Origin of the sequence: Nostoc sp. DedQUE12b, assembly GCF_034530835.1 — a bacterium.
GTDB lineage: Bacteria > Cyanobacteriota > Cyanobacteriia > Cyanobacteriales > Nostocaceae > Nostoc.
The window spans coordinates 32,587-57,127 of record NZ_JAVRCI010000022.1 but is presented as its reverse complement, the minus strand read 5'-3'; the positions used below and the strand labels follow the sequence as shown (position 1 = coordinate 57,127).

Here is a 24,541-nt window from a genome sequence, read left to right as displayed (position 1 = left end):
AAGCAAACAAGATAGACACATGAGCATATCAATTAGACCTGACGAAATTAGCAGCATTATCCAACAACAAATCGAGCAATACGATCAAGAGGTCAAAGTTGCTAACGTTGGTACTGTACTACAAGTTGGTGACGGTATTGCCCGGATTTATGGTCTGGAAAAGGCTATGGCTGGGGAACTCTTAGAATTTGAAGACGGCACAGTTGGCATCGCCCAAAACTTGGAAGAAGACAACGTGGGTGCGGTGCTTATGGGTGAAGGGTTAGAAATTCAAGAAGGTAGTTCTGTAACCGCTACTGGTAGAATTGCCCAGATTCCAGTAGGAGAAGCCTTAATTGGACGAGTTGTAGACGCTTTGGGTCGTCCCATTGATGGTAAAGGAGACATCAAATCCTCAGACAGCCGTTTGATTGAATCTCCAGCACCTGGTATCATTGCTCGTCGGTCAGTACACGAACCCATGCAAACGGGGATCACAGCTATTGACTCAATGATTCCTATCGGTCGTGGTCAACGGGAATTGATTATTGGGGATCGCCAAACCGGTAAAACTGCGATCGCGATCGACACAATCATCAACCAAAAAGAAGAAGATGTAATTTGTGTTTACGTTGCGATCGGTCAAAAGGCTTCCACAGTTGCTAACGTGGTGCAAACATTGCAAGAAAAAGGCGCAATGGATTACACCGTCGTCGTTGCCGCTAACGCCAGTGACCCAGCAACCTTGCAATTCCTAGCTCCCTACACAGGCGCAACTATTGCTGAGTACTTTATGTACAAAGGCAAAGCTACGCTGGTAATTTATGATGACCTCTCCAAGCAAGCCCAAGCTTATCGCCAAATGTCCCTGTTGCTGCGTCGTCCACCCGGACGCGAAGCTTACCCTGGAGATGTATTCTACATTCACTCCCGCTTGTTAGAAAGAGCAGCAAAGCTGAGTGATGAATTAGGTAAAGGCAGTATGACCGCCCTACCAATCATCGAAACCCAAGCTGGTGACGTTTCGGCATACATCCCCACCAATGTAATTTCTATTACCGATGGTCAGATATTCCTATCTTCTGACTTGTTCAACGCTGGTATCCGTCCGGCTGTGAACCCAGGTATTTCTGTATCCCGCGTGGGTTCTGCGGCGCAAACCAAGGCAATGAAAAAAGTTGCCGGTAAGATTAAATTGGAACTAGCCCAATTTGACGACCTGCAAGCCTTCGCTCAATTTGCTTCTGACTTAGATAAAGCCACTCAAGACCAATTGGCACGGGGTCAACGGTTGCGCGAACTTCTCAAACAGCCACAAAATTCGCCACTCTCAGTATATGAGCAAGTAGCAATTCTTTACGCTGGTATTAATGGTTACTTGGATGATGTGCCTGTAGATAAAGTCACAACCTTTACCCAAGGTCTGCGGGAATACTTAAAGACTGGTAAGTATGCCGAAGGAGTAAGAGCCTCCAAAGCACTAGGTGATGCAGAAGAAGCTGCCTTAAAGGAAGCACTTACCGAATACAAGAAGACCTTCAAAGCAGCAGCGTAATTAAAGTGAGGAGTGAAGAGTTAAGAGTTAAAAGTTAATGAATACTCCTAGCTCTTAACTCCTAACTCCTAACTCCTAACTCCTAACTCAAGAATATGCCCAATCTAAAAGCAATACGCGATCGCATTCAGTCGGTCAAAAATACCAAAAAAATTACAGAAGCCATGCGTCTCGTAGCTGCGGCTAGAGTGCGCCGGGCGCAAGAACAAGTGCTAGCAACTCGCCCCTTTGCCGATCGCTTGGCACAAGTATTGTATGGTTTGCAAAGCCGTCTGCGCTTTGAAGAAGCAAACCTACCTCTACTGAGAAAACGCCAAGTTAAGTCAGTTGGGTTGTTGGTTATTTCAGGCGATCGTGGTTTATGCGGCGGCTACAATAGTAACGTTATCCGTCGTGCAGAAAACCGCGCTAAAGAAATCCAAGCAGAAGGTTTAAACTATCAATTTGTGATCGTCGGACGCAAAGCTACACAGTACTTTCAACGCCGCAATCAGCCAATTGATGCCACCTACAGCGGCTTAGAGCAAATTCCCACCGCAGCAGAAGCCAATCAGATTGCCGATCAACTACTTTCTTTGTTCCTTTCAGAAGAAGTCGATCGCATCGAATTAATCTATACCAGATTCATTTCCTTAGTTAGCTCCCGTCCTGTGGTACAAACCTTACTGCCCCTCGATCCCCAAGGTCTAGAAGCAGGCGATGATGAAATCTTCCGCTTGACAACTCGTGGTGGTAAATTTGAAGTCGAACGCGAAAAAGTGACTAGCCAAGTCCGCACGTTGGCTCCTGACATGATTTTCGAGCAAGATCCCGTACAGATTCTCGATTCTCTCTTGCCTCTGTATCTGAGTAACCAGCTATTGCGGGCGTTACAAGAATCGGCAGCTAGCGAACTAGCAGCGCGGATGACAGCTATGAGTAATGCCAGTGAAAATGCTGGTGAACTGATTAACACCCTCACGCTGTCTTACAACAAAGCTCGACAAGCTGCAATTACCCAAGAACTTCTTGAGGTTGTGGGCGGTGCTGAAGCACTGACTTAGGGTATAACTAATTATTTATTTGTAGTGCGTTGTAATATATAGCCAATTGCTAATTATTTTAAGATTAGCAATTGGCTATTTTAGTATTTGGGGCTTTTAACTAGATGACATTGACGGTGTATGGGCCTTTATGTACTGAGGTTTATCAAATAACCAAGCCCATCGATCGAGATTATCCTGATGTTAACTACTACATAAAACACCTTTCGTCAATTGGTGGCAGAATTTTAGAGGCGATGGTTGGGACGGGACGATTACTCATTCCACTGCTAGAAGCTGGTATCAATATTGAGGGAATTGATATTTCACCAGATATGCTGGCTGCTTGTCAAAAGCACTGTAGCGATCGAAATTTAAATCCTGTTCTGCATCAAGGTTGTGTAAAAAATCTTGAAATTCCTGGTAAATTTAATGCGATCGCAGTTTCCTTCGGCTCATTTATGCTGCTTGAAAACCGAACTGCTGCTATGTCCGCTCTACAAGCTTTTGCTCGACATCTGGGACCACAAGGGCGAATCTTTATTGATTTAGAGTTGCCTATCGAAGATTTTAAAACAGAGAACATTGTTAAACAGCAATCGCCAATTGACTGCCCTGATGGATCAACAATCCTTTTGCAATCTACATCTCGGATAGACTGGCTTAATCAACTTAACACGACTGTGATTCGTTACGAAAAATGGAAAGACAGCAAACTCGTTGCCACAGAGTTACAAAATCTTCCCCTACATTGGTTTGGGCGTGACGAATTTATCATGTGTTTAAAGGAAAACGGCTACAAAAACATCACCCTGTGTGCCAACTATAATGATGATCTCCAGCCAAGCTCCTACCAAGACACCATGTGTTTCTCAGCAGCACTTGCATAAAGCAAAAATTTTTGTCTATTAACACATTTGCAGAATTGCGTATTATAATCGAAGTATGAAGCGCATGGGTCCGTCACGGTTTCGACAGGTTGGCGAACGCTGCTCTGTGATTCAGGTCGAGAGTGAGTCTCCTCTCGAAAATCAAAGGCTCAAACAAAAAGTAAATGCGAATAACATCGTTAGCTTTGCTCGTAAGCCTGCTCTAGTAGCAGCTGCCTAAAAACCTCTTACAGGTTCGAGCGTCTTTAGTTTGACTCCGTTAAGGACTGAAGACCAACCCCCAACGGATGCTCTAGTAAGCGTTCTCTGGTTGGCTTGCTAGCTAAGATTAAATCAGAGCATCCTACGTTCGGGATAATGAACGATTCCCGCCTTGAGGATTAGAAAGGCTAAACCTGTGAATGAGCGGGGGGTCAATACCCAATTTGGACAGCAGTTCGACTCTGCTCGGATCCACTAAAAATAGTTAACAAGTCCACTTGACACTGTGATGTGTAAGTGGACTTTGTTTTATGGGAAAACTCCCATGAGAATTTTCTATAATGCACAGCTAATTTGAGTTCAACAGCTAATAAGCTGTTACGCAAATAAGATTGCACATCAACTGGGTGAGGTTGTCCTAAGTCAATTGTCCTTTGTCCTTGGTAAACACAAATGACTAATACTTCGGCTTCTCTGCGAGACGCTACGCGTAGCTTGCTTCCCCGCAGGGGTAGGCTCAGTACAAGTGACTGATGACTAATGACCGTCTACACAGAGAATAGCGCAATATGTAGGCGCGTTAGCTTATAGCAATACCGTTCAGTTAAACCCAATTAACACAAAGAAGCGCAACAAGCACTATCTCTGCAAAAAGCAAAAACCTGCCAAAAAGATATCGATTAAGCCGGTGCAGAAGTAAAGCAACAACAAGCACTCTCTCTGCAAAAAGCAGGAATTTGTCAAGAAGATAATCGTGATGGTCATTCACGATCTAGCGATCGCATCTCAAATGAAAAGAGTAATTCCAATACTTTTCGGATAAACTCAACAATCTCTCTTTTGCTCCGAGGAAAGCTTATTGGACTTGGGGTAAAGGTAAATCCAAACCTTTCCCTTTTCCCCCTTAAGCGAAAAGTATTGCAAGTTATTCGAGTCCAAGATGGTTTAGTTAGCTAATTATGCTTGCTGTTTCTGGGTTTGTGTGCGTGTGCTTCCAAACCTCCTTCCCCTTTTTTTCAGTACCCGTCGTAGTCGATCTGCACTCAAGTTTACTTGACGTTCAGATGCTAGTTTTTTTGCTAATTGTTTAGAGTTATAAGTTTCTGACTCTTGAGCTAAACAATTTTCTAGATAAACCAAATCTGATTCCGAATATCGAGGTTTTCCTCCTCGACCAGGAGCATCCCATAAACCTGCTAAACCCATTTTTTCCCAACGATGAAGGGTTTGACGCACTGTTGAAATCGCCCAATTCAAGCCTTTTGCAATTTGCTCATTTTTTAAGCCACGAGTATTCAGCAGTAAAACTTGAGCGCGATCCTTAGTACGTTGAGGAACATCTTTGGCTTTTCTCAACTCTTCTAAAGTTAGCTTTTCTTCTTCTGTGAGAAACACTTTTAATCGGCATCCCATAAACAATAACCTTTTGACAATCAACTTTTGTATCTATTTACGTCTGTACACTGTATTACTTAGGTATTTGATAATACATTCTAAAAAAGCGACTACAAGTATTAAGGATGTTGGCGTCTAATAAGGCTGCTACACGATAAGTATTGGCTTGAGAACACTATTAAAGTTTGCAGTTTTTTATCAACAATGGATTTTTATAAAAATTTAGGCATATCGAAATTACACCATTAATCTATATAGGTAAATTTATCAGATAGACTAAAGCTGTAGCTTATACCTATAACAAGAAAATTTGTTGGCGTTATCTTGATTAATGTTTAAAGTCGATAATAAAGGACTGTATCATTAAATTCCTAACATTATTCCTGTGCTTACGGAGGTTTATCGAAACTTTAAAAATCCTTTTGATGCTAGTTTCCATTTGGATGAGCGGAAGAAGATATACAAGCCTAGTTCCTTTTTATTCAACTAGTTTCTGGAAATTTGACTTAATTATCTCTAAAAAAATGTCTGTTTTATCGACTTTACATAAAGTTTATATTCTATGCCACCATATTTATGATTAAGGCAACAACATATTGAATACCCATTGAATAAACTAATGCTAGCAGCTTGTTTGATGATTTTTGGAACCTAATCAGATTTATCACACCTTTCCCACCTTTCCCACTTTTCCTACCTTTCCTACCTTTCCTACCTTTCCTACTTTTTCTAATTAAGGGAGTAGCAAAAAAAATAAATTTTTCTATTTAATAAATATATACTCTGACGATATTAAGCATTACAAGTAATTTTGAGTTTGTAGCTCGGTCAGTAATCTAAGATTGTTTAAATTATGTTTTTCTAGTTAAAAATATAATCTTTATGATATTTTTGGATTAAGATAAAACCAGATAAATAGCAAAAACAAGTACTCAGTAAAATTTAGGAATCAATTAATATTTAGTATATTTTTTGAGTCATATTTTTTGCTAAAAAACAGCAATAATTGATACAAGTTAAATTTTTAAAAAACTGATATTCATTACAACTTCAAAGAAAAATAATAGAGAGAATGGGGGCAGAAGAAAAACCTGTTAATTTGCGCTCGGAGACGAATAATGGTAACGATGTCTACGACCGGCAAGGCCCACGCAGAGAACGTTCAACATCGGTTAACTATACAAACTGTAGAAATTGCCCCTAACACAACGGCGATTCGCTCTCTTGACTGGGATCGCGATCGCTTTGATATCGAATTCGGACTGCAAAACGGTACAACCTACAATTCATATCTAATTAGGGGCGAACAAACAGTTTTAATTGATACTTCTCACCAGAAGTTTCGCGATCTGTATTTAGAGACCCTTAAAGGTCTTGTAAACCCCAAAACAATTGATTACATAATTGTTAGTCACACAGAGCCAGACCATAGCGGTTTAGTAGAAGATGTCCTCCAGTTAGCTCCTAGAGCTACTGTTTTAGCCTCAAAAGTTGCGCTTCAGTTTCTAGAAGGTTTGGTACACGATCCTTTCTCGAAGCGGGTTGTGAAAACTGGCGATCGCATCGATATCGGCAAAGGACACGAAATGGAATTCGTGAGTGCGCCTAACCTGCACTGGCCGGATACAATCTTTAGCTTTGACCGCAAAACCCAAATTCTCTATACCTGTGATGCTTTTGGGATGCATTTTTGTGACGATCGCACCTTCGATGAAGATTTAGAAGCGATTGAAGCTGACTTTAGATTTTACTACGACTGCTTGATGGGTCCTAACGCTCGTTCGCTGCTGAATGCGATGAAGCGGATGGGCGATCTCGGAAAGATTAATATTATCGCAAATGGTCACGGCCCATTATTATACCACCATTTAGATGTTCTGACTGGGTGTTACGAAAATTGGAGCCAAAGACAAGCTAAAGCAGAAACAACAGTTGGCTTGTTTTTTGTCTCAGAATATGGTTATGGCGAGCGTCTTGGTCACGCAATTGCCGAAGGTATCCTGAAAACTGGCGTTGGCGTAGAAGTACTGGATCTGAGTACTGCTGAAAGCCAAGAAATTCAAGAACTAGCTGGGAGAGCAGCAGGCATCATTATTGGTATGCCCCCGACAACTTCCGCAGCCGCCCAAGCTAGTATCAGTTCGGTGCTAGCTGTCGCCAAAAACAAGCAACTGATTGGGCTGTTTGAATGTTACGGTGGGGATGATGAACCCATTGATACAATCCGCAGACAATTTCTCAACTCTGGTATCAAAGAAGCTTTCCCACCCATTCGGATTAAAGAGACTCCCAGCGCCTCAACATTCCAGTTGTGTGAAGAAGCGGGTAAAGACATCGGACAATTGCTGGTGCGCGATCGCAACATCAAGCAAATCAAGTCCCTTGATGTCAACATGGAAAAGGCATTAGGTCGGATTAGTAGTGGACTATATATAGTCACGACGAAAAAAGATAATGTCTCAAGTGCAATGCTGGCATCGTGGGTAACGCAAGCGAGTTTGCAACCATTAGGATTCACAATTGCCGTTGCGAAAGACCGCGCCATTGATTCCTTAATGCAAGTAGGTGATCGCTTCGTCCTCAACGTTTTAGAAGAAGGCAATTATCAAGAACTCAAGAAACATTTCCTCAAGCGCTTGCATCCTGGTGCTGATCGCTTTGCGGGAGTGAAAACTCAAACCGCGAAAAACGGTTCGCCGATTCTAACTGATGCTCTGGCATACATGGAATGTGAAATACAGACCAGCATGGAATGCAGCGACCACTGGATTTTATACTGCACTGTGCAAGAAGGTCGTGTCTCCAAAAACGATGGATTGACAGCCGTTCGCCATCGCAAAGTAGGTAATTACTACTAAGAAAGAGGCAAGAGGTAACAGGTGACAGGGGACAGCAAAGAAAACTATCCCCTGTTTCCTATGATCTATACCCTATAACCTATTCCCTATTTCCTGTTCCCTAACTTTATCCAACAGCTATGACCAATTCCAAGCCACGCGACGTACAAGTTTTACCAATTGCTACCAATACTAAAGCTATCAGAGCGCGTAGTTGGTCACGTCTGCGGTTTGAAATTGAATACGCACTTGAAAGAGGTACAACCTCCAATTGCTATTTAATTGAAGCTGATAAAACCGCACTTATTGATCCACCGCCAGAAAGCTTTACCGAAATTTATTTAGAGGCATTGCGGCAGACTTTAGATTTACAAAGTTTGGATTATATAATCCTGGGTCATTTTAGCCCCAATCGAGTTGCAACCCTCAAAGCAATTTTAGAACTGGCACCACAGATAACTTTTGTCTGTTCTCTTCCTGGTGCGAACAATTTGCGTGCTGCTTTCTTAGAGCAAGATTTAAATGTCTTGGTGATGCGGGGGAAAGAAACTCTGGATTTAGGCAAGGGTCATGTTTTGAAATTCCTGCCCACTCCCAGCCCACGTTGGCCGGAAGGACTTTGTACCTACGACCAGCAAACCCAAATTCTCTACACAGATAAGTTATTTGCAACTCATCTTTGTGGTGATGAGGTGTTTGATGATAACTGGGAAGCGCTCAAAGAAGATCAGCGTTACTACTTTAACTGCCTGATGGCTCCCCAAACTCCTCATGTGCAAGCAGCTTTGGAGAAAATATCAGATTTGCAGGTGAGAATGTATGCTGTAGGTCATGGGCCTTTAGTACGCAGCAGCTTAATCGAACTCACCAAAGCTTATGGAGAGTGGAGCCGTTCTCACAACGATCGCGAAATTTCCGTTGCCTTACTTTACGCTTCAGCTTACGGAAATACAGCGACTTTAGCACAAGCGATCGCTCTGGGACTAACTAAAGGTGGAGTCGCAGTCAAATCAATCAACTGCGAATTTGCTACCCCTGATGAAATTCGCATCAACCTCGCACAGTCAGAGGGTTTTATCATCGGTTCTCCTACCATTGGTGGTCATGCGCCAACTCCCATTCATACTGCTTTAGGGATTGTGTTATCGAGTGGTGACAACAGTAAACTCGCTGGGGTATTTGGTTCCTACGGCTGGAGTGGCGAAGCATTTGACTTAATCGAAGGTAAACTCCGCGATGCTGGATATCGCTTTGGTTTTGACACCCTGAAGGTGAAGTTTAAACCTGATGATGTCACTCTCAAATTCTGTGAGGAATTAGGTACAGACTTTGCCCAAGCACTGAAAAAGGCTAAAAAGGTACGCCTACCCCAACAAGCCGCTACTCCAGTAGAACAGGCTGTTGGTCGGATTGTTGGTTCCGTTTGCGTGGTGACAGCGAAACAAGGAGAAGTGTCTACCGCAATGTTAGGCGCTTGGGTTTCCCAAGCTACCTTCAACCCACCCGGAATAACAGTGGCGATCGCTAAAGAGCGAGCGATCGAATCTTTGATGTATCCAGGCGGTAAGTTTGCCTTAAATATTTTACCTGAAGGCAATCATCAAGACTACATGAAGCATTTCCGTAAATCTTTCGCGCCTGGGGAAGATCGATTTGCCAACTTTAGTACAGCAGTTGCAGATAACGGTTGTACCATCCTCACCGATTCATCAGCATATTTGGAATGTTCAGTCAACCAACGTCTGGAATGTGGCGATCACTGGGTTGTGTATGCAACTGTGGACGAAGGTAAATTACTCAAGCCTGATGCTGTGACTGCCATCAACCATCGGAAAACAGGCACTCATTATTAAATAGTGAGAAATTTAACTTAACGAAAAAGCCTTAGCTATTAACACAACCAAGGCTTTTGATGAGAAAAATTCTTTTTTCTTGTGGGATGGGCATCTTGCCCGTCCCAATTTTTTTGTGGTTAATCGACAAAACTTAAGCAATTTTAAGCTGAAGTCTAAGAGGATGTCTTAAAAGTCTCGGTATGAGAGCAAAAGACCCTTTTAAAACATCCTCTAAATGCGTAGGCGTAGCCCGTCATAGACATCGCTAAAAACGAACCCTAAATGCTTAAAGGATGAAACTAGTCGCAGCGATCGTTGACAATCCATTCAGTTGAATTTCTAAATCTGCGGTTATGTTACCGTCGTTATTGATCTCTGCCTGAACGAATAGGTTGCTGCCGCTCGTAAAGTAGCGTACTTCGCCAGCAGTTCCAGTGAAGGCAGCAGTACCGATAAATTTAAAGGCTTGATCGCCAGCAGTTAAGAGTTCGGCATCTATCGCCGACAAGTCGATCTTGTCAAACCCTGATGTGAAATCTGTGAGAATATCCCGTGTCACACCTACCTGACTTTCAGAAGTACTGAAGTACTTGTAGATGTCGTCGCCATCGCCGTCAGTTATTGTGTCAGTACCTGCACCACCGATAAGAATATCGTCGCCATTTCCACCGTTGATTATATCGTTGCCCAATCCACCGTTAATTGTATCGTTGCCGTTATTGCCGAACAGAAGATCGTTACCAGCCAAGCCTGTTAGAATGTCGTTCCCATTATCACCAAGGATTACATCGTCTAAATTAGTACCTGTTGTGGTGTTATTGTCGTTTAGGTTGCTATCAAAAATGTCGGTAAAAACTGGATTAGCCATGATTATTCTTCCTTCAAAGTACTACATTAGACTACGTTGAAGATTGTGTTTTATCTATGACTGGATAAAATAACAAGTTACATAAATTTACATACAAACTTAAATAGTCGTTCCTGAACAAGAAAAAATAGTAGTCTAAGCTACAAATAGACTTCAAGACTTGTGTAATGAAGATCATCTCACGCAATATTAAGAATTGCAGATTTCGATATGGGTTCTATAAATACCTTGCAGAGGCTGTCTATACTCCACTCCCCGCGTTGGCATCAGGAAAAACTCTGCCTACTCAACTCAGGTACGGGCGAGTTTGGCTTTGCTGGTAGCACTTTTGGGGGTACGTCGTCCAATGGCGATCGGGTTTCGTAGCGACAAAATTCGGCGGGTGGTAACGGTGGGATGAAAAGCAATTCAAAATAAAAAAATCAACATCAATGATGTTTAATTAAGTAATTTTTTACCTATCTAATCTCAATGGCAGCAACGGCTTGGCGATCTAGAATCAGAAAAATCGCGCGTGCAATTTCAGTATTAAAGCGTAAACAACATAGATTCACTTGCTGGAATTCCGCAATTGCCACAAAGACAATAGCAAAAACGCAGGGTAGCCTTTAACTAGAAAAACAGTATTAGGTAATTCCTAGACACAACTTTTATATTATTTTTCTTGTTCTTATGACTCCAAAACACACCCAAATTAAATTTCCTCTTTGGCAGTATTTGAACCAGCCATTATTTAGTCGGGATACTAAATTAGTATTGAATCCCCAACGCTTTGTATTGATCTGGCGTCTACAACTTTTAGAACGTTGCTGGACTAAAGCATGTGACGCCAAAGGACCTCAACAGCATTAGATATTTAAAAGGCTGCTGAACTCAACTAAAAGCTGGCAAACTAAGCCTCGTCTACAGAACGTGGCTTTTTGCCATCAAGTAAAGCACTGACAGTCATATCTCCCATAACATTAATTGCGGTGCGGCAGCGATCCAAAAACCAGTCTACAGTAACTAGCAAAGCGATGTACTGCGTAGGTAAGCCGACAGAAGTAAACACCAGTGTCATCGTTACCAATCCCGCATTAGGAATATTGGCCGCACCTACCGATGCAAAAATCGAGGTCAAGATGACAATTAACTGCTGTGTCAGACTCAGATGTTGTCCAATCAGTTGGGAAATATACAACGCAGACATTGCTTCATAGAGAGCAGTGCCATCATTATTGAAATTTGCCCCGACTAATGCTCCTAAAGCAGCAGAAGATTCCCTTAAACCGACTTTTGTTTGCAAAACCTCAAAGGTTATGGGCATTGCCGCCGCAGAGGAAGAAGTTGAGAAAGCTGTCAAAAAGGCATCAGAACCACCAGCGAGGAATTTTAGTGGGTGTACCCAAGAACCAAATTTTACTCTGATCAGGTAGTAGCACGCCTGCAATACTAGTGCTAACAATACAGCGACGATAAATGCACCCAAAGATTTAAACGGTGCAAAGCCCTGCATCGCAATAGTTTTAGCTACAATCCCAAAGACTGCAAACGGCACTAAGGCAATTACCCAGTTGAGGATGCGGACTACCGCTTCAAATAAAATTCCGATGACATCCTCTATCGGCTGGAATCCATTCTTACCTTGAGCGATTTGTTCAGATTTTAATCCCCGCAGGACGATACCAAAACTCAAGGCAATCACAATCAGCTGGATGACATTATTATCAACCAATGGCTTGAGGACGGCTTCTGGTACAGCATCTTTGAGTATTCCCCAAGGGTCGAGACTCTGAGCAGTTATTGCCGTACTTATTGAGGTGTTTACATTGCCCCAAGTCCCCGGACGCAGTACATTAGCTACGAACAGCCCCACCAAAATGGCTACAGTAGTGTTGGTTAAAAGTAGCACTGCCAGCCGCCGTCCGGCTGTACCAGGGATATTGGTAGTCATCAAAGTATGCAGCACCGCTACCAGAATTAGGGGTGTAGCCAAGGCGCGGAGAGCCTTTAGCACTAATTCAGCCGGAATTGCTAAATTGTTGATTAAGGCAGCATTGCTGGGATTGGGATTCCCTGCACCAAGGGCAATTCCGACGCTGACTGCCGCTATTAAGGCGATGAGAATTTGCAACGTGAGAGGGATACGCTGCCACCAAGGGCTAGCTTTGGTTTCAGGCGAAGTAGTTCTCTCTGTTTGACTCATTGGCTAGATACTGGTTAACTGCTGTAACTATTAAAACAACACTCATAATAGTGATAATTCCTGAAAAAGAACAGCTTTAATTTTGGTGAAAAACTGTTAATCTAAGATTCCGTTGCTTTGCAAAATCTGGCTCGAAAGGGTATACCACAAGGTAGGCCCCTAGAGGGATCTTGGCTTATGGTTGGAGATGCTTATGTCCTTTGTTCCTTTACATATTCACAGTGACTACAGTCTACTTGATGGGGCAAGTCAGCTTCCAGAGTTGGTGAATCAAGCGATCGCACTGGGGATGAAAGCGATCGCCCTTACCGATCATGGTGTCATGTATGGAGCCGTTGAACTGATCAAAATCTGCCGTAGTCAAAATATTAAGCCGATTATCGGCAATGAAATGTATGTAATTAATGGCGATATTGAGAAACAAGAACGCCGACCAAAATATCATCAAGTAGTTTTAGCTAAAAATACCAAAGGTTACAAGAATTTAGTCAAATTAACCACAATTTCTCACCTCCAAGGTGTTCAAGGTAAAGGAATTTTTTCTCGTCCTTGTATTAATAAAGATTTATTAAAACAATATCATGAAGGCTTGATTGTCACCAGCGCTTGTTTAGGTGGAGAAATTCCCCAAGCGATTCTCAGTAATCGACCAGATGCAGCCCGAAAAGTTGCCCAATGGTATAAAGATGTATTTGGTGATGATTATTATCTAGAAATTCAAGACCACGGTTCCCAAGAAGACCGGATTGTGAATGTAGAAATAGTGAAAATTGCTAGGGAGCTAGGGATTAAAATTGTTGCTACCAATGATTCGCATTTTATCTCTTGTTTTGACGTTGAAGCCCACGACGCTTTGCTATGTATTCAAACTGGCAAGTTAATTATTGAAGATAAGCGGATGCGTTATAGCGGCACAGAGTATCTCAAATCTGGTGAGGAGATGCGGCAGCTATTTCGCGACCATTTGCCGGATGATGTAATTGCGGAAGCGATCGCAACTACTGAAGAAGTCGCTGATAAAGTCGAGCCTTACCATATTATGGGTGAGCCTCAGATTCCTACGCCTCCCATTCCCTCTGGCCATACTGCTGACACTTACGCCGAAGATGTTGCATGGAGTGGACTGTTAGAACGCTTAAATCGCAAATCTCGCCAGGAAGTCGATTCCGTCTATAAAGAAAGATTGGAATACGAACTAAAAATGATTCAGCAGATGGGTTTTTCCAAATACTTTTTAGTTGTATGGGACTACATCAAATTTGCTAGAGATAATAATATTCCCGTGGGGCCAGGTCGGGGTTCGGCGGCTGGTTCGTTAGTTGCTTATGCGATGCGAATTACTAATATTGATCCTGTGCATCATGGGCTACTATTTGAACGTTTTCTGAACCCAGAACGGAAATCCATGCCTGATATTGATACAGATTTCTGTATTGAACAACGGGATAAAGTTATTGATTATGTAACTGAAAAATATGGTGCAGATAGAGTTGCCCAAATTATTACTTTTAACCGTCTAACTTCTAAAGCAGTTTTAAAAGATGTCGCCAGAGTATTGAATATTCCCTATGGGGAAGCTGACAAAATGGCGAAAATGATTCCTGTGGTGCGGGGGAAACCAACGAAACTCAAGGTGATGGTTTCTGATAAAACTCCAGAACCAGAGTTTAAAGAGAAATATGATAGAGAACCCCATGTTCGCCACTGGCTTGATATGGCGATGCGAATTGAAGGAACCAACAAAACTTTTGGTGTTCATGCAGCAGGCGTAGTGATTTCAGACGAACCACTTGATGAAATTGTGCCGCTACAGAAGAATAATGATGGTTCTGTGATTACCCAGTATTTCATGGAAGACTTGGAATCAATGGGTTTGTTGAAAATGGATTTTCTGGGTTTACGGAACTTGACGCTGATTCAAAAAACCCTTGATTTGATTCAAGAAACTAGAGGGTATCGGGTTGATCCTGATGAAATTCCGCGCCAGGAAAGAAAAGCCCAGAAGATATTAGCTAAAGGTGAACATAGCACTCTACCAAAAGATGTACAAAAAACTTATGAATTATTAGAAGCAGGTGAGTTAGAAGGGATATTTCAATTAGAATCTTCTGGGATGCGTCAGATCGTGCGAGATTTGAAACCTTCTAATATAGAAGATATTTCTTCAATTTTGGCACTTTATCGGCCGGGGCCATTAGATGCAGGGCTGATTCCTAAATTTATTAACCGCAAGCATGGTCGAGAAAATATTGATTATCAACACACTGTTTTAGAACCAATATTAGATGAAACTTATGGAATTATGGTCTATCAAGAGCAAATCATGAAAATTGCTCAAGATATGGCTGGATATTCTTTAGGACAAGCTGACTTGCTGCGCCGCGCGATGGGTAAAAAGAAAGTTTCTGAGATGCAAAAGCAGCGAGAAAAATTCGTCGATGGTGCAGCGAAAAACGGTGTTCCCAAAAAAGTTGCGGATGAATTATTTGAGCAAATGTTAAAGTTTGCCGAATATTGTTTAAGCTATGACACAGAAATATTGACTGTAGAATATGGATTAATACCGATTGGAGAAATTGTAGAAAAAGGCATTGAATGTAGTGTGTACAGTGTTGATAATAATGGAAATATTTACACGCAACCTGTAGCACAGTGGCACGATCGCGGGCAACAAGAGGTATTTGAGTATTGTTTAGAAGATGGTTCATTGATTCGGGCAACAAAAGACCATAAATTTATGACTGCTGATGGTCAAATGTTGCCGATTGATGAAATATTTGAACGGGAATTGGATTTAATGCGGGTAGAGGGTTTACCGAATTGAGAGGAGGGGTATTCGTTTTAACTATTGTGGGGTGGAAACCGCGTAAAATTAAAGAAGATGCGCCAATAATACCAGGGTTTGATGGGTTTTAGTCGGGGGCGTCCCGCTAACCAAATTCATTGATTTACCAACCAGACCGCCAGGGAATAGAATTCCCTGTCTAATGGTGCAAGTCCTCTAGAAGAGGACTAGAAAAAACTTGGTTTAATTATTCACTAGTTTCATATAGTCGTCTGAAGACGACTTTAGCTTTCAGACAGGGAATTTCATTCCCTGGCTGGCTGCTGCCTTCTGCCTGATGGACACTGCTAATATGATAATTTTTTTGAGCAATATAGGAAACATAAATATATGTAAGTAAATACAAAATTTAAAAAATATTATGTCTCTGTGGCGACTTTATTATCATATTGTTTGGGCAACAAAAGAACGCCAACCTCTAATTACCTCCAATAAAGAAACTGAGCTTTATAATTACATCATTGATAAATCCAATAGTTTAAATTGTATACTCCATGCCATTGGAGGTATTGAAGACCACATACATTTAGTAGTATCTATCCCGCCAACAATCGCGATCGCAGAGTTTGTGAAAAAAATTAAAGGAAGTAGTTCTCACTATTTCAACCACAATCTTTGCCCTACATCAGAAAAATTTGCTTGGCAAGAAGAATATGGTATATTCTCTTTGGGCAGTAAGCAACTTAAGCAAGCTGTTATATATGTTCAAAATCAAAAAATACATCATCTTGAAGGCACAATAAATTCCCATTTAGAAAAAGCAGATGCATAACCAAGAAAAAGGAAATGCTAATATCTACGGGCAACTCAAAGCTGATTGATTTAATCAATTTGCATCCAAAGAAAAAAGCAAGCGGAGAAAACTAAAATAACTGATTTAGGTTTTGGTGAAGTAGAGAGCGTCATTTTGAATTTTGAATTATTTTAATTGTGGTTTTCCCCAAAGTATAGTTTCCTGCTTGTAAATGGCAATTCCCGGTTTTGCTCCTTTAGGTTTGTAGACGTGTTTTGGCTGAGTGTAAACTACTGCCACTTGATCGCTTTGACGGGCGCGACTGTAGTATGCAGCGAGATTAGCTACAAATTGCAAATCAGCTTCTTCTGCCACAGCACCCGGTTCTAAACGTAGTAATACATGACTCCCTGGAATTTCTTGAGCGTGGAACCAGATGTCATAATCCCCTGCTACCCGGAAGGTCAATTGGTCATTCTGGCGATTGTTACGACCGATTAATACTTCAAAGCCATTGGGGGTAAGGTAACGATGGAAGTTGGTGCTGGGGGGTTCGTTTGCACTGCGGCTGCGATATTCTGGATCTTCTAAATACTTTTGGCCAATCAACTCTTCGCGGATTTCTTCTAAAGCTCGCAAATCTTCTGCTGTTTGGTAGTTATCTATTTGGCCGATCGCAGCTTCTACTTGCTCTAAATACTCAATTTCTGTCTGCACTTCCAATAGTAGCGGTTCAACGGCAGCACGAGCGCGTTTCAGCTTTTGGTGCTGTTTGTAAAGACTTTGGGCATTTTGGACAGCATTTTTATCTGGCTGGAGAGCGATCGCAACTGGCAAATTTGTCTCAAAATCAGCAAGGATAATTTCTTTCATCCCCGGTTCCCAGTTTTGCAGGTGAGCCATCAATAAATCAGCTTTTTGGCGATACTCATCGGCTTGATCTGATTGCTGTAAGCGCGTCTGAAAGGTTTGAGCTTTATTGCGTAATTTCGTCAGAATATTATTCAATTTCTGACTCAACTGATGGCGCAATTGGGAAAATAACTGTTGGTCAATTTGGTTACTGTAGTAGCGGTTGAGCAACTCCTGGATATTTTTGACCTTTTCAACTGCACCCCAACCCATTACGGTGTAACCATCTTTTGTCCAAGCGGGTTGAAATTCTTTGGAATCTAGGGCTTGCAGCCATTCTTGCCAACGTTCAAACAACCGTCGCCAGTCGTCGGAGTTGAGAGTATCGGTGGATGTTTCTGGTGCGATATTTGCTTCTAGCAGCATTAACTCCACTAGTGCAGCACTCAAACCACTATAACTTTTGAGCAATTGCCGCTTGATTGCTCCTGGTACTAAACTTACCCGTTCTTGCCAACGTTCTTGAGATTCACTCAAGTAGGGGACACTTCCAGTTAGTTTCGGTGGTGTTTCATAAAATTGTCCGGTTTGGATGGGACGAACGCTAGATTGTTGCTGACTGACTTGATGAGCGGCGGTGATAATTATATTGTTAGCGTCGGTGAGAATGACGTTGCTATACTTGCCCATGATTTCTGCATAGACATGATATAGAGCGCTTTCTCCAGGACGACGGGCAAATTGTAAATCAATCACACGCTCCCAAGGAGCGATCCCTTCAATCGCCACCAATGCTAAACCACCCAATTGGTGTATTAATTGTTGGCTAAAGGTAAAGGTATCTGGCGATCGCGGTGGCGGATCGCCAATACAAATATGTGCAGCTTGGGGATGCCAAGAAATCTGTAGCCAATCTCGCTGTTGCAGGGTGCGTAATGCCATAGCAATCGTGTAGCGATCGCGCTGGTAAACCTGTTCTAAACGTGATGGTAGCCAGTTAGCGCGGATTTCGCTACAAGCAGCTGTGAGAGTGGTAAAGTCAACTGGTTGCAAAGCGATTAGTTTTTAACATTCAAATGGTAGCGATCGCTATGCTTTTATTTTTGTTTAGTTAAAGCATAACAGACCTCAACTATCATAGCGGTTACTTGCTTTGGTGATAGCTGCGAATCAAAAAACGCAGAAATTATCGTAAGATAAGGTTCTGCGTTTAACTGATAAGTTCGTTTTTTATACAGTTTGTTGTTGGTGTTGAGTTTTCCAAGCTCAAGCGATGCCTACGGCGGGCTTCTCGACCAGAGGCTACGCCTACGCCTACGCTGCCAAATTTAAACCCAAAATTTTATCCGAGTTACTCACTCACCATTATCTGTTATGCAAAAGCATTATTTAGCAGCTAAAACTGGCTTTTTTGCTGCTGACTGCACTAGCTCTGTAGTTGAGTGTACTAGTTCTTTTGCTTTTGATTGCACTAATTCGGCGGTTGATTGTACTAGTTCTTTTGCTGTTGCCGCTACTGGTTGTGGCTGCAACAATTGGGTGTAAAGTTCACTCAGTTGATTTGCGACACCATCCCAGCTAAACTTAGTTTCGACGCGCTTTCTACCAGCTTTACCCAATTCATCTCGCCATTCTGGACTTAAGAGAATTCGATCAATCGCAGAAGCAAAAGCATTTACATCTTGCGCTGGAGCCAATAAACCAGTTTTTTCATTAACTACAGTAAACTGAAGTCCGCCAACATCGCTTGCTACTACTGGTGTACCGCTTGCCATAGCTTCGATCGCCACTAATCCAAAGGGTTCGTAGTGGCTGGGAACAACGCAAACATCGGCAGCGGCGTAATAAGTTGGTAAAATATCTTGACTCAAACGACCCGCAAAGGTGGTAAAGTCGCTCATTCCCAATTCGTTGACGATTTGCCCAATGCGATCGCGCTCAATGCCGTCACTGTTACCTGGAGTGCTACCACCACCAATAATTAGCTGGATATTTTTGGAGTCGCGTAGTTGAGACTCGTTTACCGCCCGTACCAAAGTTTCTATACCTTTGCGTTGGTCAAAGCGCCCCACGTATAGTACAACTTTGGTTTCTTTATCAATCCCCAATTCAGCCCTGGCTGCTTCTCGTCCAATGGAGCCAAAGCGCTGAATATCTGTACCACAGGGAATGATATCGATATTGCCTTTTGTGGAAACTAGCGATCGCATATGTTCCTGTTCTTGCGGGCTTGTCGCTACAATTCGCTCTGCTTTTTCCAACACTTGTTTTTCCACTGCTAATCGCTGACTAGCAATCAAAGGAATATTTTCTATAGTGTTGTACTTGACTGCTCCTAAGGAGTGGTAGGTGTGAACCTGTTTGCTCTGTTGGATTTTATTTAATTGCATCCCCACCCAACTAGAAAGCCAGTAGTTAGTATGAACTAACTCGTATGTAAAATCATTTTTTACTTGAAATTTGAGGAAATTATCCACAAATTCTGGCAGATATTCAAAAATTTCATCTCGCGGCACAAACTCAAGGGGGCCAGCTTTTAAACGGATAGTTCGACAATTGTTGCTATGTTCAACTATCGAGTCTTGCTCCAGACTCACTCTGCGGGTAAACATATCAACTTGCCATCCCAGCTGCGCTAGTGCTTCACCCACATTGCGCACATAAACATTTTGTCCCCCTGCTTCTTCTTTCCCTATTTCAATCGCTGGGTCTCCGTGGACGGAAATCAAGGCGATACGTTTTTCGGTGGTAGAGTTCATAGTTTGTGTGTTGCTGATTTTAACAAAGTTTTAGGTTGTTCCAAGCACGTGTATAGCACACTTACCTGAATTATTTAGGAACTTTGATTATTATTGATTTTAATTTACTATGTCTAATTTTTTTTAACATCTTCTGTCAGATAGGTTAAAAACAAACATTTAGTTTCTTTAGATATAGGAAATTGTTATATCTATATCTCATCCTTTTGATAGATAAAAATGAGATTTTTTCATTCATGTCTAGCTCCAATTTCATAGATATGGCAATTTTAATTTGCTCTCTACCTATAGACTCAGTTCTTTGACTTCTACGAGAATATATCTGGTGAATAGGGGGTTTGACCCCCTAACACATCTCAGAGTAGGAAGCCAGAAGACTTGAAAAAGAAGTCAGAATTCAGAATTCAGGATTCAGCAATCTTGACGTGACGCTATCTGCTTTTTCGTTCAAAATACCCTTCTTGTATTCTGGCGACTGACGCCTTTATTCTGTTTTGATAAAAATATATTTATTTAGCTTATATTCTCTAAAATAAATCTAAATTCTCTTTTTACGCAATTTTACTGTTTTTGCTTCAAACTAATAAATATAGTCACCACCAATTTTCAAACGGAGAAGATTAGTATATGAGTTTGATAGATGGTATATTTCTGACGATATTAAATACTGTTGCCTGTCTAGCACTGCCTAAGCTGCTATCTGTAATTCTACCTGGCAAAAACCAAAACACTCAGTCTTCAAAGTCTGCTATGACATCACAAGATTCTAATTCTAAAATTCCCAGTTTTTCTTAATGTAAACTGACGATCTCATAGATATCGCCTTGATGAGGATAAAACTTAGTTATTGGTGCAAGGCGATATCTGAACAATAAATTATACAGATTGTGTTTTGGGAAAAAAATGAGAGTTGTTTTTCCATTCAACCTAAAATTTATACAGGAAAAAACTGGTCTACAGTACAGCTAAAATCAGGCAATAGCGGAGAAATTATATTATCATTACTAAATAGGGTTGCTACCAAATTCAGTTGACTTTGTTCGCGCCGATAGACCTCTAGTTTACGCGATCGCCAATCAGCAATCCAATATTCTTTTACTCCTCTGGAAGAATAAAGTTTAAGTTTTGCTTCCTTATCCCGTCTTTCATCTGACTTACTCTCAGACAAGACTTCGACTACTAAATCTGGTGCGCCAGTAAAATGTCCTTTTTCATCCAATGTTAGTGCCAAGGTTTCTTTAGTAGCCCAAACTACATCAGGAATCACATTATCTGATTCTGAAAACAAAACACCGGGATTGATTACAGCTTCTCCTAAACCAGTAGAATCTGACCAAATGTTAAGCTGTTGGAAAATTCTGCCACAAGTTTGCTGATGTTTAAAGTGAGGTGCCCTAGTCATAAATAATTCTCCATCAACTATCTCGTAACGCGTCCCTTCGTTTTCTGCGAATAGTTCCACATCCTGAGTTGTCCAGCGTACTCCTGTGTTAAGCATCTGACTCATTGGCTAACTCCTTTGATATTGCTCTTGTATTTTAATCATAAGATTTAAGTTGAGCTTTCTTATCTAGTTTTTCAAAAAACAAATATATGAGCAAATAGTAAGACTTAAACAAAATGTACCAAATAAAACGCAAAACCAGCCACCTAATATAAGTGGGTTAGAATTGTCTTGAGTGAGTGTCAGAAATTGCTGTTGAGAATCGTTTAGAAAGGCATTAATTTTGTCAGCAAGTTTTTGTGCAGATAGTTGCCAGTAGGAGGAATTAGAAATGCGATAATCTTTCCCATCCTTGATAACAGGGGCGACATAATATTGTTTGCCTCCATCATCATTGATTGCCTTAACTTCTACGCCCATCCATAAATCTAATTCCGAATAAATTTTCACAGACGACTCCCACCAATCTCGATTAGTCAACTGACAATTGATGTGTTTTGGTGTTCGCTCACAAGAGAAAGTGGTAATCTTCTCTGGTGCAGATATTAACTTGACTCCAAATGCAATAAGCGAAACACAAAAAAGCAAATATATAAAGTTAAAGCAGTGTATTGATTTTGGCATATTTGAGAGTTTTGATTTATCTCTCTCGTTATTTTCTTGATTGTCATTCATAACAAAACAATCATTGTATTTTTTTATTACTCGTCCTCAGCAAATTATCTCTTGCGATTTTCGCGCCGCCACTTACTCCGTACTAAACGAATTTCATCAAAAGTGTAGCTTTCTCCTAATTGTTCTTTGATGGGAGTCAGGGAAATATCACCGAGTACTTCTAAAACTTGCCAAATTTTTTGTTGATGTTCTATAGGTACTAATTGATTTAAATCAACTGGCTGATTTTTTTCAATAAGTTTTTCTAGATGATTGCTAACTGTTGCCGGACTAAGGTTGCGCTTTTGGGCAATTTGAGCGATATTTAAACCTTGTTGATGCAATTGTAATGTCTGCAATTCGGTGTAAGAAGAAGATGATTTGGGAGATGATACAGAAGTAGCAGATTTATTTTGCAAACCTTTTTCTTGGCGGTAGGCGCGAATTTCTGTAATGAACTTTTCGCCATATTGAGCGAGTTTGTGACTACCTACACCAGAAAGTTTGGCAAATTCAGCTAAGTTTTGGGGTTGCACCTGTACCATCAATTTTAAAGTGGAATCGTGGAAGATGACGTAAGGTGGTACAGATTGCTCATCAGCTAATTGTTTACGTAGCGATCGCAATTTCTGTAATAATATTTCTGCAACTTCTGCTTTTTCACTCTCCGGCTCCCAGGTAATCTTTTGCACTGTGGTTACAGCTAGCGAAACTGTGCGTTGTTTTCGCATGACTTGCCAACTTAAGGCATTTAGTTTTAAAACTGAGTAACCATCGCTAGTTTGTTCTATTAACCCTTGATGTAAAAGCGATCGCCCCAACATTCGCCATTCATCTACAGTTCTATCTTTACCAATACCGTAGGTAGAAAGTTTATCGTGTTCGTACTGGATAATTTTATCTTTTTTTGCTCCTCGCAACACATCAATTATGTGTAGCATTCCAAACCTTTCTTTGCAACGCGCCACACAAGATAAAAACTTCATGGCTTCAATTGTCCAATCTTGCACGGGTTTGGGATGACGACAATTGTCACAATTACCGCAATTCCCAGGAAACCTTTCGCCAAAATAACCCAGTTGAATTGTTCGTCGACAATCAGTGCCTTCAGCATAATCGATCATCTGCCGCAGTTGTTGTTTAGCAATCAACTGTTCTTGAGGATCGGTTTTTTGATCGATACTCCATTCAATTGTTTTAACATCACCAAAACTAAAAAATATCGTACACCTAGATGGTTCTCCGTCTCGACCGGCTCTGCCCGATTCTTGATAATAACTTTCTATATTTCTGGGCAGATCGAAATGAACTACCAACCGGACATCGGGTTTATTAATTCCCATCCCAAAGGCGATTGTTGCCACCATCACCCGGACATCATCTCGAATAAATCTTGTTTGATTACTACTACGTTCTTCATCACTTAATCCGGCGTGATAAGGCAGAGCAATAACTTTATCATTTTGTAGTTTAAACGTGAGTTCATCAACTTTTTTACGAGTTAAAGAATAAATAATTGTCGAACCTTCAGTTTCTCGAATTAGTTCTAACAATTCAGCGTAAGCATATTTAGTTTTAGGACGAACTTCGTAATAAAGATTTTCACGGTTAAAGCTGGCAAGATGGATGCTTGGTTGCTTTAGTCCTAGTTGTTGAATGATATCACTGCGGACGCGATCGGTTGCTGTGGCGGTGAGAGCGACTGTAGGCACATCAGGATAACGTTTCCGCAGAGATTTTAACTGGCGATATTCTGGACGAAAATCGTGTCCCCATTCCGAAACACAGTGCGCTTCATCAATAGCAAAGCTAGAAATACCGATTTTTTCTTTAACTAAATCGATAAACGGGAGAAACCTTTCACTGAGGAGACGTTCCGGGGCGACGTAGAGTAATTTTACTTTACCGCCGAGGATGGCTTCTTCCCGCGATCGCACTTGGTAAGCATTCAAACTGCTATTGAGAAATGTCGCGTTAATATTATTATTTCGCAGTGCTTCTACTTGGTCTTGCATCAAAGCAATTAACGGCGACACTACCACAGTTAGTCCATTTTTCAACAATGCTGGTAGCTGAAAACATAGAGATTTTCCCCCGCCAGTCGGCATCACAACCATTAAATCTCGATTTTGCAGCGCATCTTCGATAATTTGCCGTTGTCCGGGGCGGAATTGGTCATAACCGAAGTGATATTTTAGCGCTTGTTCGAGATGGGGATACTGAAGCATAGCGATCGCTTTTTCGGGGGCTGTCTGCGTTAGTAGTGATTGAAGATATCAGGATTTTAACTCACATCATCGGCAGCTTTGGCCACAACTGCGTTTCTATACGGTGATCGCACGCCGATCAACCATCATACATGATGCGATGTCTACGACGGGCTACGCCTACTCTTGACTTTAAAGACTGTCGCTACAATATTAGCGATCGCACTTGTATTGAGCTAATAAACATCGTCATAAGTAAGTCAGCATTACGACGAGTAAA

Annotated in this window: 15 protein-coding genes, 1 other RNA gene and 1 pseudogene; 9 read left to right on the top strand and 8 right to left on the bottom strand. The window is 41.4% G+C overall.

Features of this window, described 5'->3' with window-relative positions:
• Positions 1-19: 19 nt before the first annotated feature.
• The 4 genes from atpA to ssrA all read left to right on the top strand — a co-directional run bounded on the left by atpA (position 20) and on the right by ssrA (position 3,905).
• Positions 20-1,534: a F0F1 ATP synthase subunit alpha gene (gene atpA, locus RMY16_RS13690; protein ID WP_322736820.1), complete on the top strand. Its 1,515-nt coding sequence runs from the start codon at positions 20-22 to the stop codon at positions 1,532-1,534.
• Between the two features lie 95 nt (positions 1,535-1,629).
• Entirely contained in the window at positions 1,630-2,577 is a 948-nt protein-coding gene (locus RMY16_RS13685; RefSeq protein WP_322736819.1) for a F0F1 ATP synthase subunit gamma, read from the top strand.
• A 104-nt stretch (positions 2,578-2,681) separates the two neighbouring features.
• The gene (locus RMY16_RS13680) at positions 2,682-3,446 is read left to right on the top strand and encodes a class I SAM-dependent methyltransferase (protein ID WP_322736818.1); all 765 of its coding nucleotides are present in this window, start codon (positions 2,682-2,684) and stop codon (positions 3,444-3,446) included.
• 66 nt (positions 3,447-3,512) lie between these two features.
• Positions 3,513-3,905, top strand: a transfer-messenger RNA (tmRNA) gene (ssrA, locus tag RMY16_RS13675).
• A gap of 699 nt (positions 3,906-4,604) precedes the next feature.
• Here the strand turns inward: ssrA and RMY16_RS13670 are convergent.
• Complete coding sequence (locus RMY16_RS13670; protein WP_289795030.1) at positions 4,605-5,060, bottom strand: helix-turn-helix domain-containing protein; 456 nt, start codon at positions 5,058-5,060, stop codon at positions 4,605-4,607.
• Positions 5,061-6,160: 1,100 nt separating this feature from the next.
• Here RMY16_RS13670 and RMY16_RS13665 point away from each other — a divergent pair.
• Positions 6,161-7,900, top strand: coding sequence for a diflavin flavoprotein (locus RMY16_RS13665; protein ID WP_322736817.1), 1,740 nt, complete (start codon positions 6,161-6,163; stop codon positions 7,898-7,900).
• A gap of 119 nt (positions 7,901-8,019) precedes the next feature.
• A complete protein-coding gene (locus tag RMY16_RS13660) occupies positions 8,020-9,732 on the top strand; it encodes a diflavin flavoprotein (RefSeq protein ID WP_322736816.1) in 1,713 nt (570 codons plus the stop codon).
• 268 nt (positions 9,733-10,000) lie between these two features.
• Here RMY16_RS13660 and RMY16_RS13655 read toward each other — a convergent pair whose 3' ends face one another.
• Positions 10,001-10,582, bottom strand: a complete 582-nt coding sequence (locus RMY16_RS13655) for a calcium-binding protein (RefSeq protein ID WP_322736815.1) — start codon at positions 10,580-10,582, stop codon at positions 10,001-10,003.
• 210 nt (positions 10,583-10,792) lie between these two features.
• On the opposite strand from RMY16_RS13655, the gene RMY16_RS13650 reads away from it, so the two are divergent.
• Positions 10,793-10,948, top strand: a complete 156-nt coding sequence (locus RMY16_RS13650) for a hypothetical protein (RefSeq protein ID WP_322736814.1) — start codon at positions 10,793-10,795, stop codon at positions 10,946-10,948.
• A gap of 526 nt (positions 10,949-11,474) precedes the next feature.
• Here RMY16_RS13650 and RMY16_RS13645 read toward each other — a convergent pair.
• Entirely contained in the window at positions 11,475-12,767 is a 1,293-nt protein-coding gene (locus RMY16_RS13645) for a dicarboxylate/amino acid:cation symporter (protein ID WP_322736813.1), read from the bottom strand.
• Between the two features lie 193 nt (positions 12,768-12,960).
• On the opposite strand from RMY16_RS13645, the gene RMY16_RS13640 reads away from it, so the two are divergent.
• Positions 12,961-15,591, top strand: a complete 2,631-nt coding sequence (locus RMY16_RS13640; protein ID WP_322736812.1) for a DNA polymerase III subunit alpha — start codon at positions 12,961-12,963, stop codon at positions 15,589-15,591.
• A gap of 382 nt (positions 15,592-15,973) precedes the next feature.
• Positions 15,974-16,384, top strand: a complete 411-nt coding sequence (tnpA, locus tag RMY16_RS13635) for an IS200/IS605 family transposase (protein WP_322736811.1) — start codon at positions 15,974-15,976, stop codon at positions 16,382-16,384.
• Positions 16,385-16,531: 147 nt separating this feature from the next.
• On the opposite strand, the gene RMY16_RS13630 is transcribed toward tnpA, so the two are convergent.
• The 5 genes and pseudogenes from RMY16_RS13630 to recQ form a co-directional block, all read right to left on the bottom strand.
• A complete protein-coding gene (locus RMY16_RS13630; protein WP_322736810.1) occupies positions 16,532-18,250 on the bottom strand; it encodes an NFACT family protein in 1,719 nt (572 codons plus the stop codon).
• Between the two features lie 470 nt (positions 18,251-18,720).
• Positions 18,721-19,956: pseudogene (locus RMY16_RS13625) on the bottom strand (glycosyltransferase family 4 protein); the annotation flags it as partial.
• Positions 19,957-20,890: 934 nt separating this feature from the next.
• The gene (locus RMY16_RS13620) at positions 20,891-21,454 is read right to left on the bottom strand and encodes a Uma2 family endonuclease (RefSeq protein WP_416211666.1); all 564 of its coding nucleotides are present in this window, start codon (positions 21,452-21,454) and stop codon (positions 20,891-20,893) included.
• Between the two features lie 72 nt (positions 21,455-21,526).
• Positions 21,527-22,075: a hypothetical protein gene (locus RMY16_RS13615; protein WP_322736807.1), complete on the bottom strand. Its 549-nt coding sequence runs from the start codon at positions 22,073-22,075 to the stop codon at positions 21,527-21,529.
• Positions 22,076-22,119: 44 nt separating this feature from the next.
• Complete coding sequence (recQ, locus tag RMY16_RS13610; protein ID WP_322736806.1) at positions 22,120-24,282, bottom strand: DNA helicase RecQ; 2,163 nt, start codon at positions 24,280-24,282, stop codon at positions 22,120-22,122.
• Between the last annotated feature and the right edge of the window lie 259 nt (positions 24,283-24,541).

What these genes read in the sequence shown, in the direction of transcription:
- atpA (WP_322736820.1), top strand. Translation starts at nt 20, where the DNA reads ATGAGCATATCAATTAGACCTGACGAAATTAGCAGCATTATCCAACAA.
- RMY16_RS13685 (WP_322736819.1), top strand. Translation starts at nt 1,630, where the DNA reads ATGCCCAATCTAAAAGCAATACGCGATCGCATTCAGTCGGTCAAAAAT.
- RMY16_RS13680 (WP_322736818.1), top strand. Translation starts at nt 2,682, where the DNA reads ATGACATTGACGGTGTATGGGCCTTTATGTACTGAGGTTTATCAAATA.
- RMY16_RS13670 (WP_289795030.1), bottom strand. Translation starts at nt 5,060, where the DNA reads ATGGGATGCCGATTAAAAGTGTTTCTCACAGAAGAAGAAAAGCTAACT.
- RMY16_RS13665 (WP_322736817.1), top strand. Translation starts at nt 6,161, where the DNA reads ATGGTAACGATGTCTACGACCGGCAAGGCCCACGCAGAGAACGTTCAA.
- RMY16_RS13660 (WP_322736816.1), top strand. Translation starts at nt 8,020, where the DNA reads ATGACCAATTCCAAGCCACGCGACGTACAAGTTTTACCAATTGCTACC.
- RMY16_RS13655 (WP_322736815.1), bottom strand. Translation starts at nt 10,582, where the DNA reads ATGGCTAATCCAGTTTTTACCGACATTTTTGATAGCAACCTAAACGAC.
- RMY16_RS13650 (WP_322736814.1), top strand. Translation starts at nt 10,793, where the DNA reads ATGGGTTCTATAAATACCTTGCAGAGGCTGTCTATACTCCACTCCCCG.
- RMY16_RS13645 (WP_322736813.1), bottom strand. Translation starts at nt 12,767, where the DNA reads ATGAGTCAAACAGAGAGAACTACTTCGCCTGAAACCAAAGCTAGCCCT.
- RMY16_RS13640 (WP_322736812.1), top strand. Translation starts at nt 12,961, where the DNA reads ATGTCCTTTGTTCCTTTACATATTCACAGTGACTACAGTCTACTTGAT.
- tnpA (WP_322736811.1), top strand. Translation starts at nt 15,974, where the DNA reads ATGTCTCTGTGGCGACTTTATTATCATATTGTTTGGGCAACAAAAGAA.
- RMY16_RS13620 (WP_416211666.1), bottom strand. Translation starts at nt 21,454, where the DNA reads ATGCTTAACACAGGAGTACGCTGGACAACTCAGGATGTGGAACTATTC.
- RMY16_RS13615 (WP_322736807.1), bottom strand. Translation starts at nt 22,075, where the DNA reads ATGAATGACAATCAAGAAAATAACGAGAGAGATAAATCAAAACTCTCA.
- recQ (WP_322736806.1), bottom strand. Translation starts at nt 24,282, where the DNA reads ATGCTTCAGTATCCCCATCTCGAACAAGCGCTAAAATATCACTTCGGT.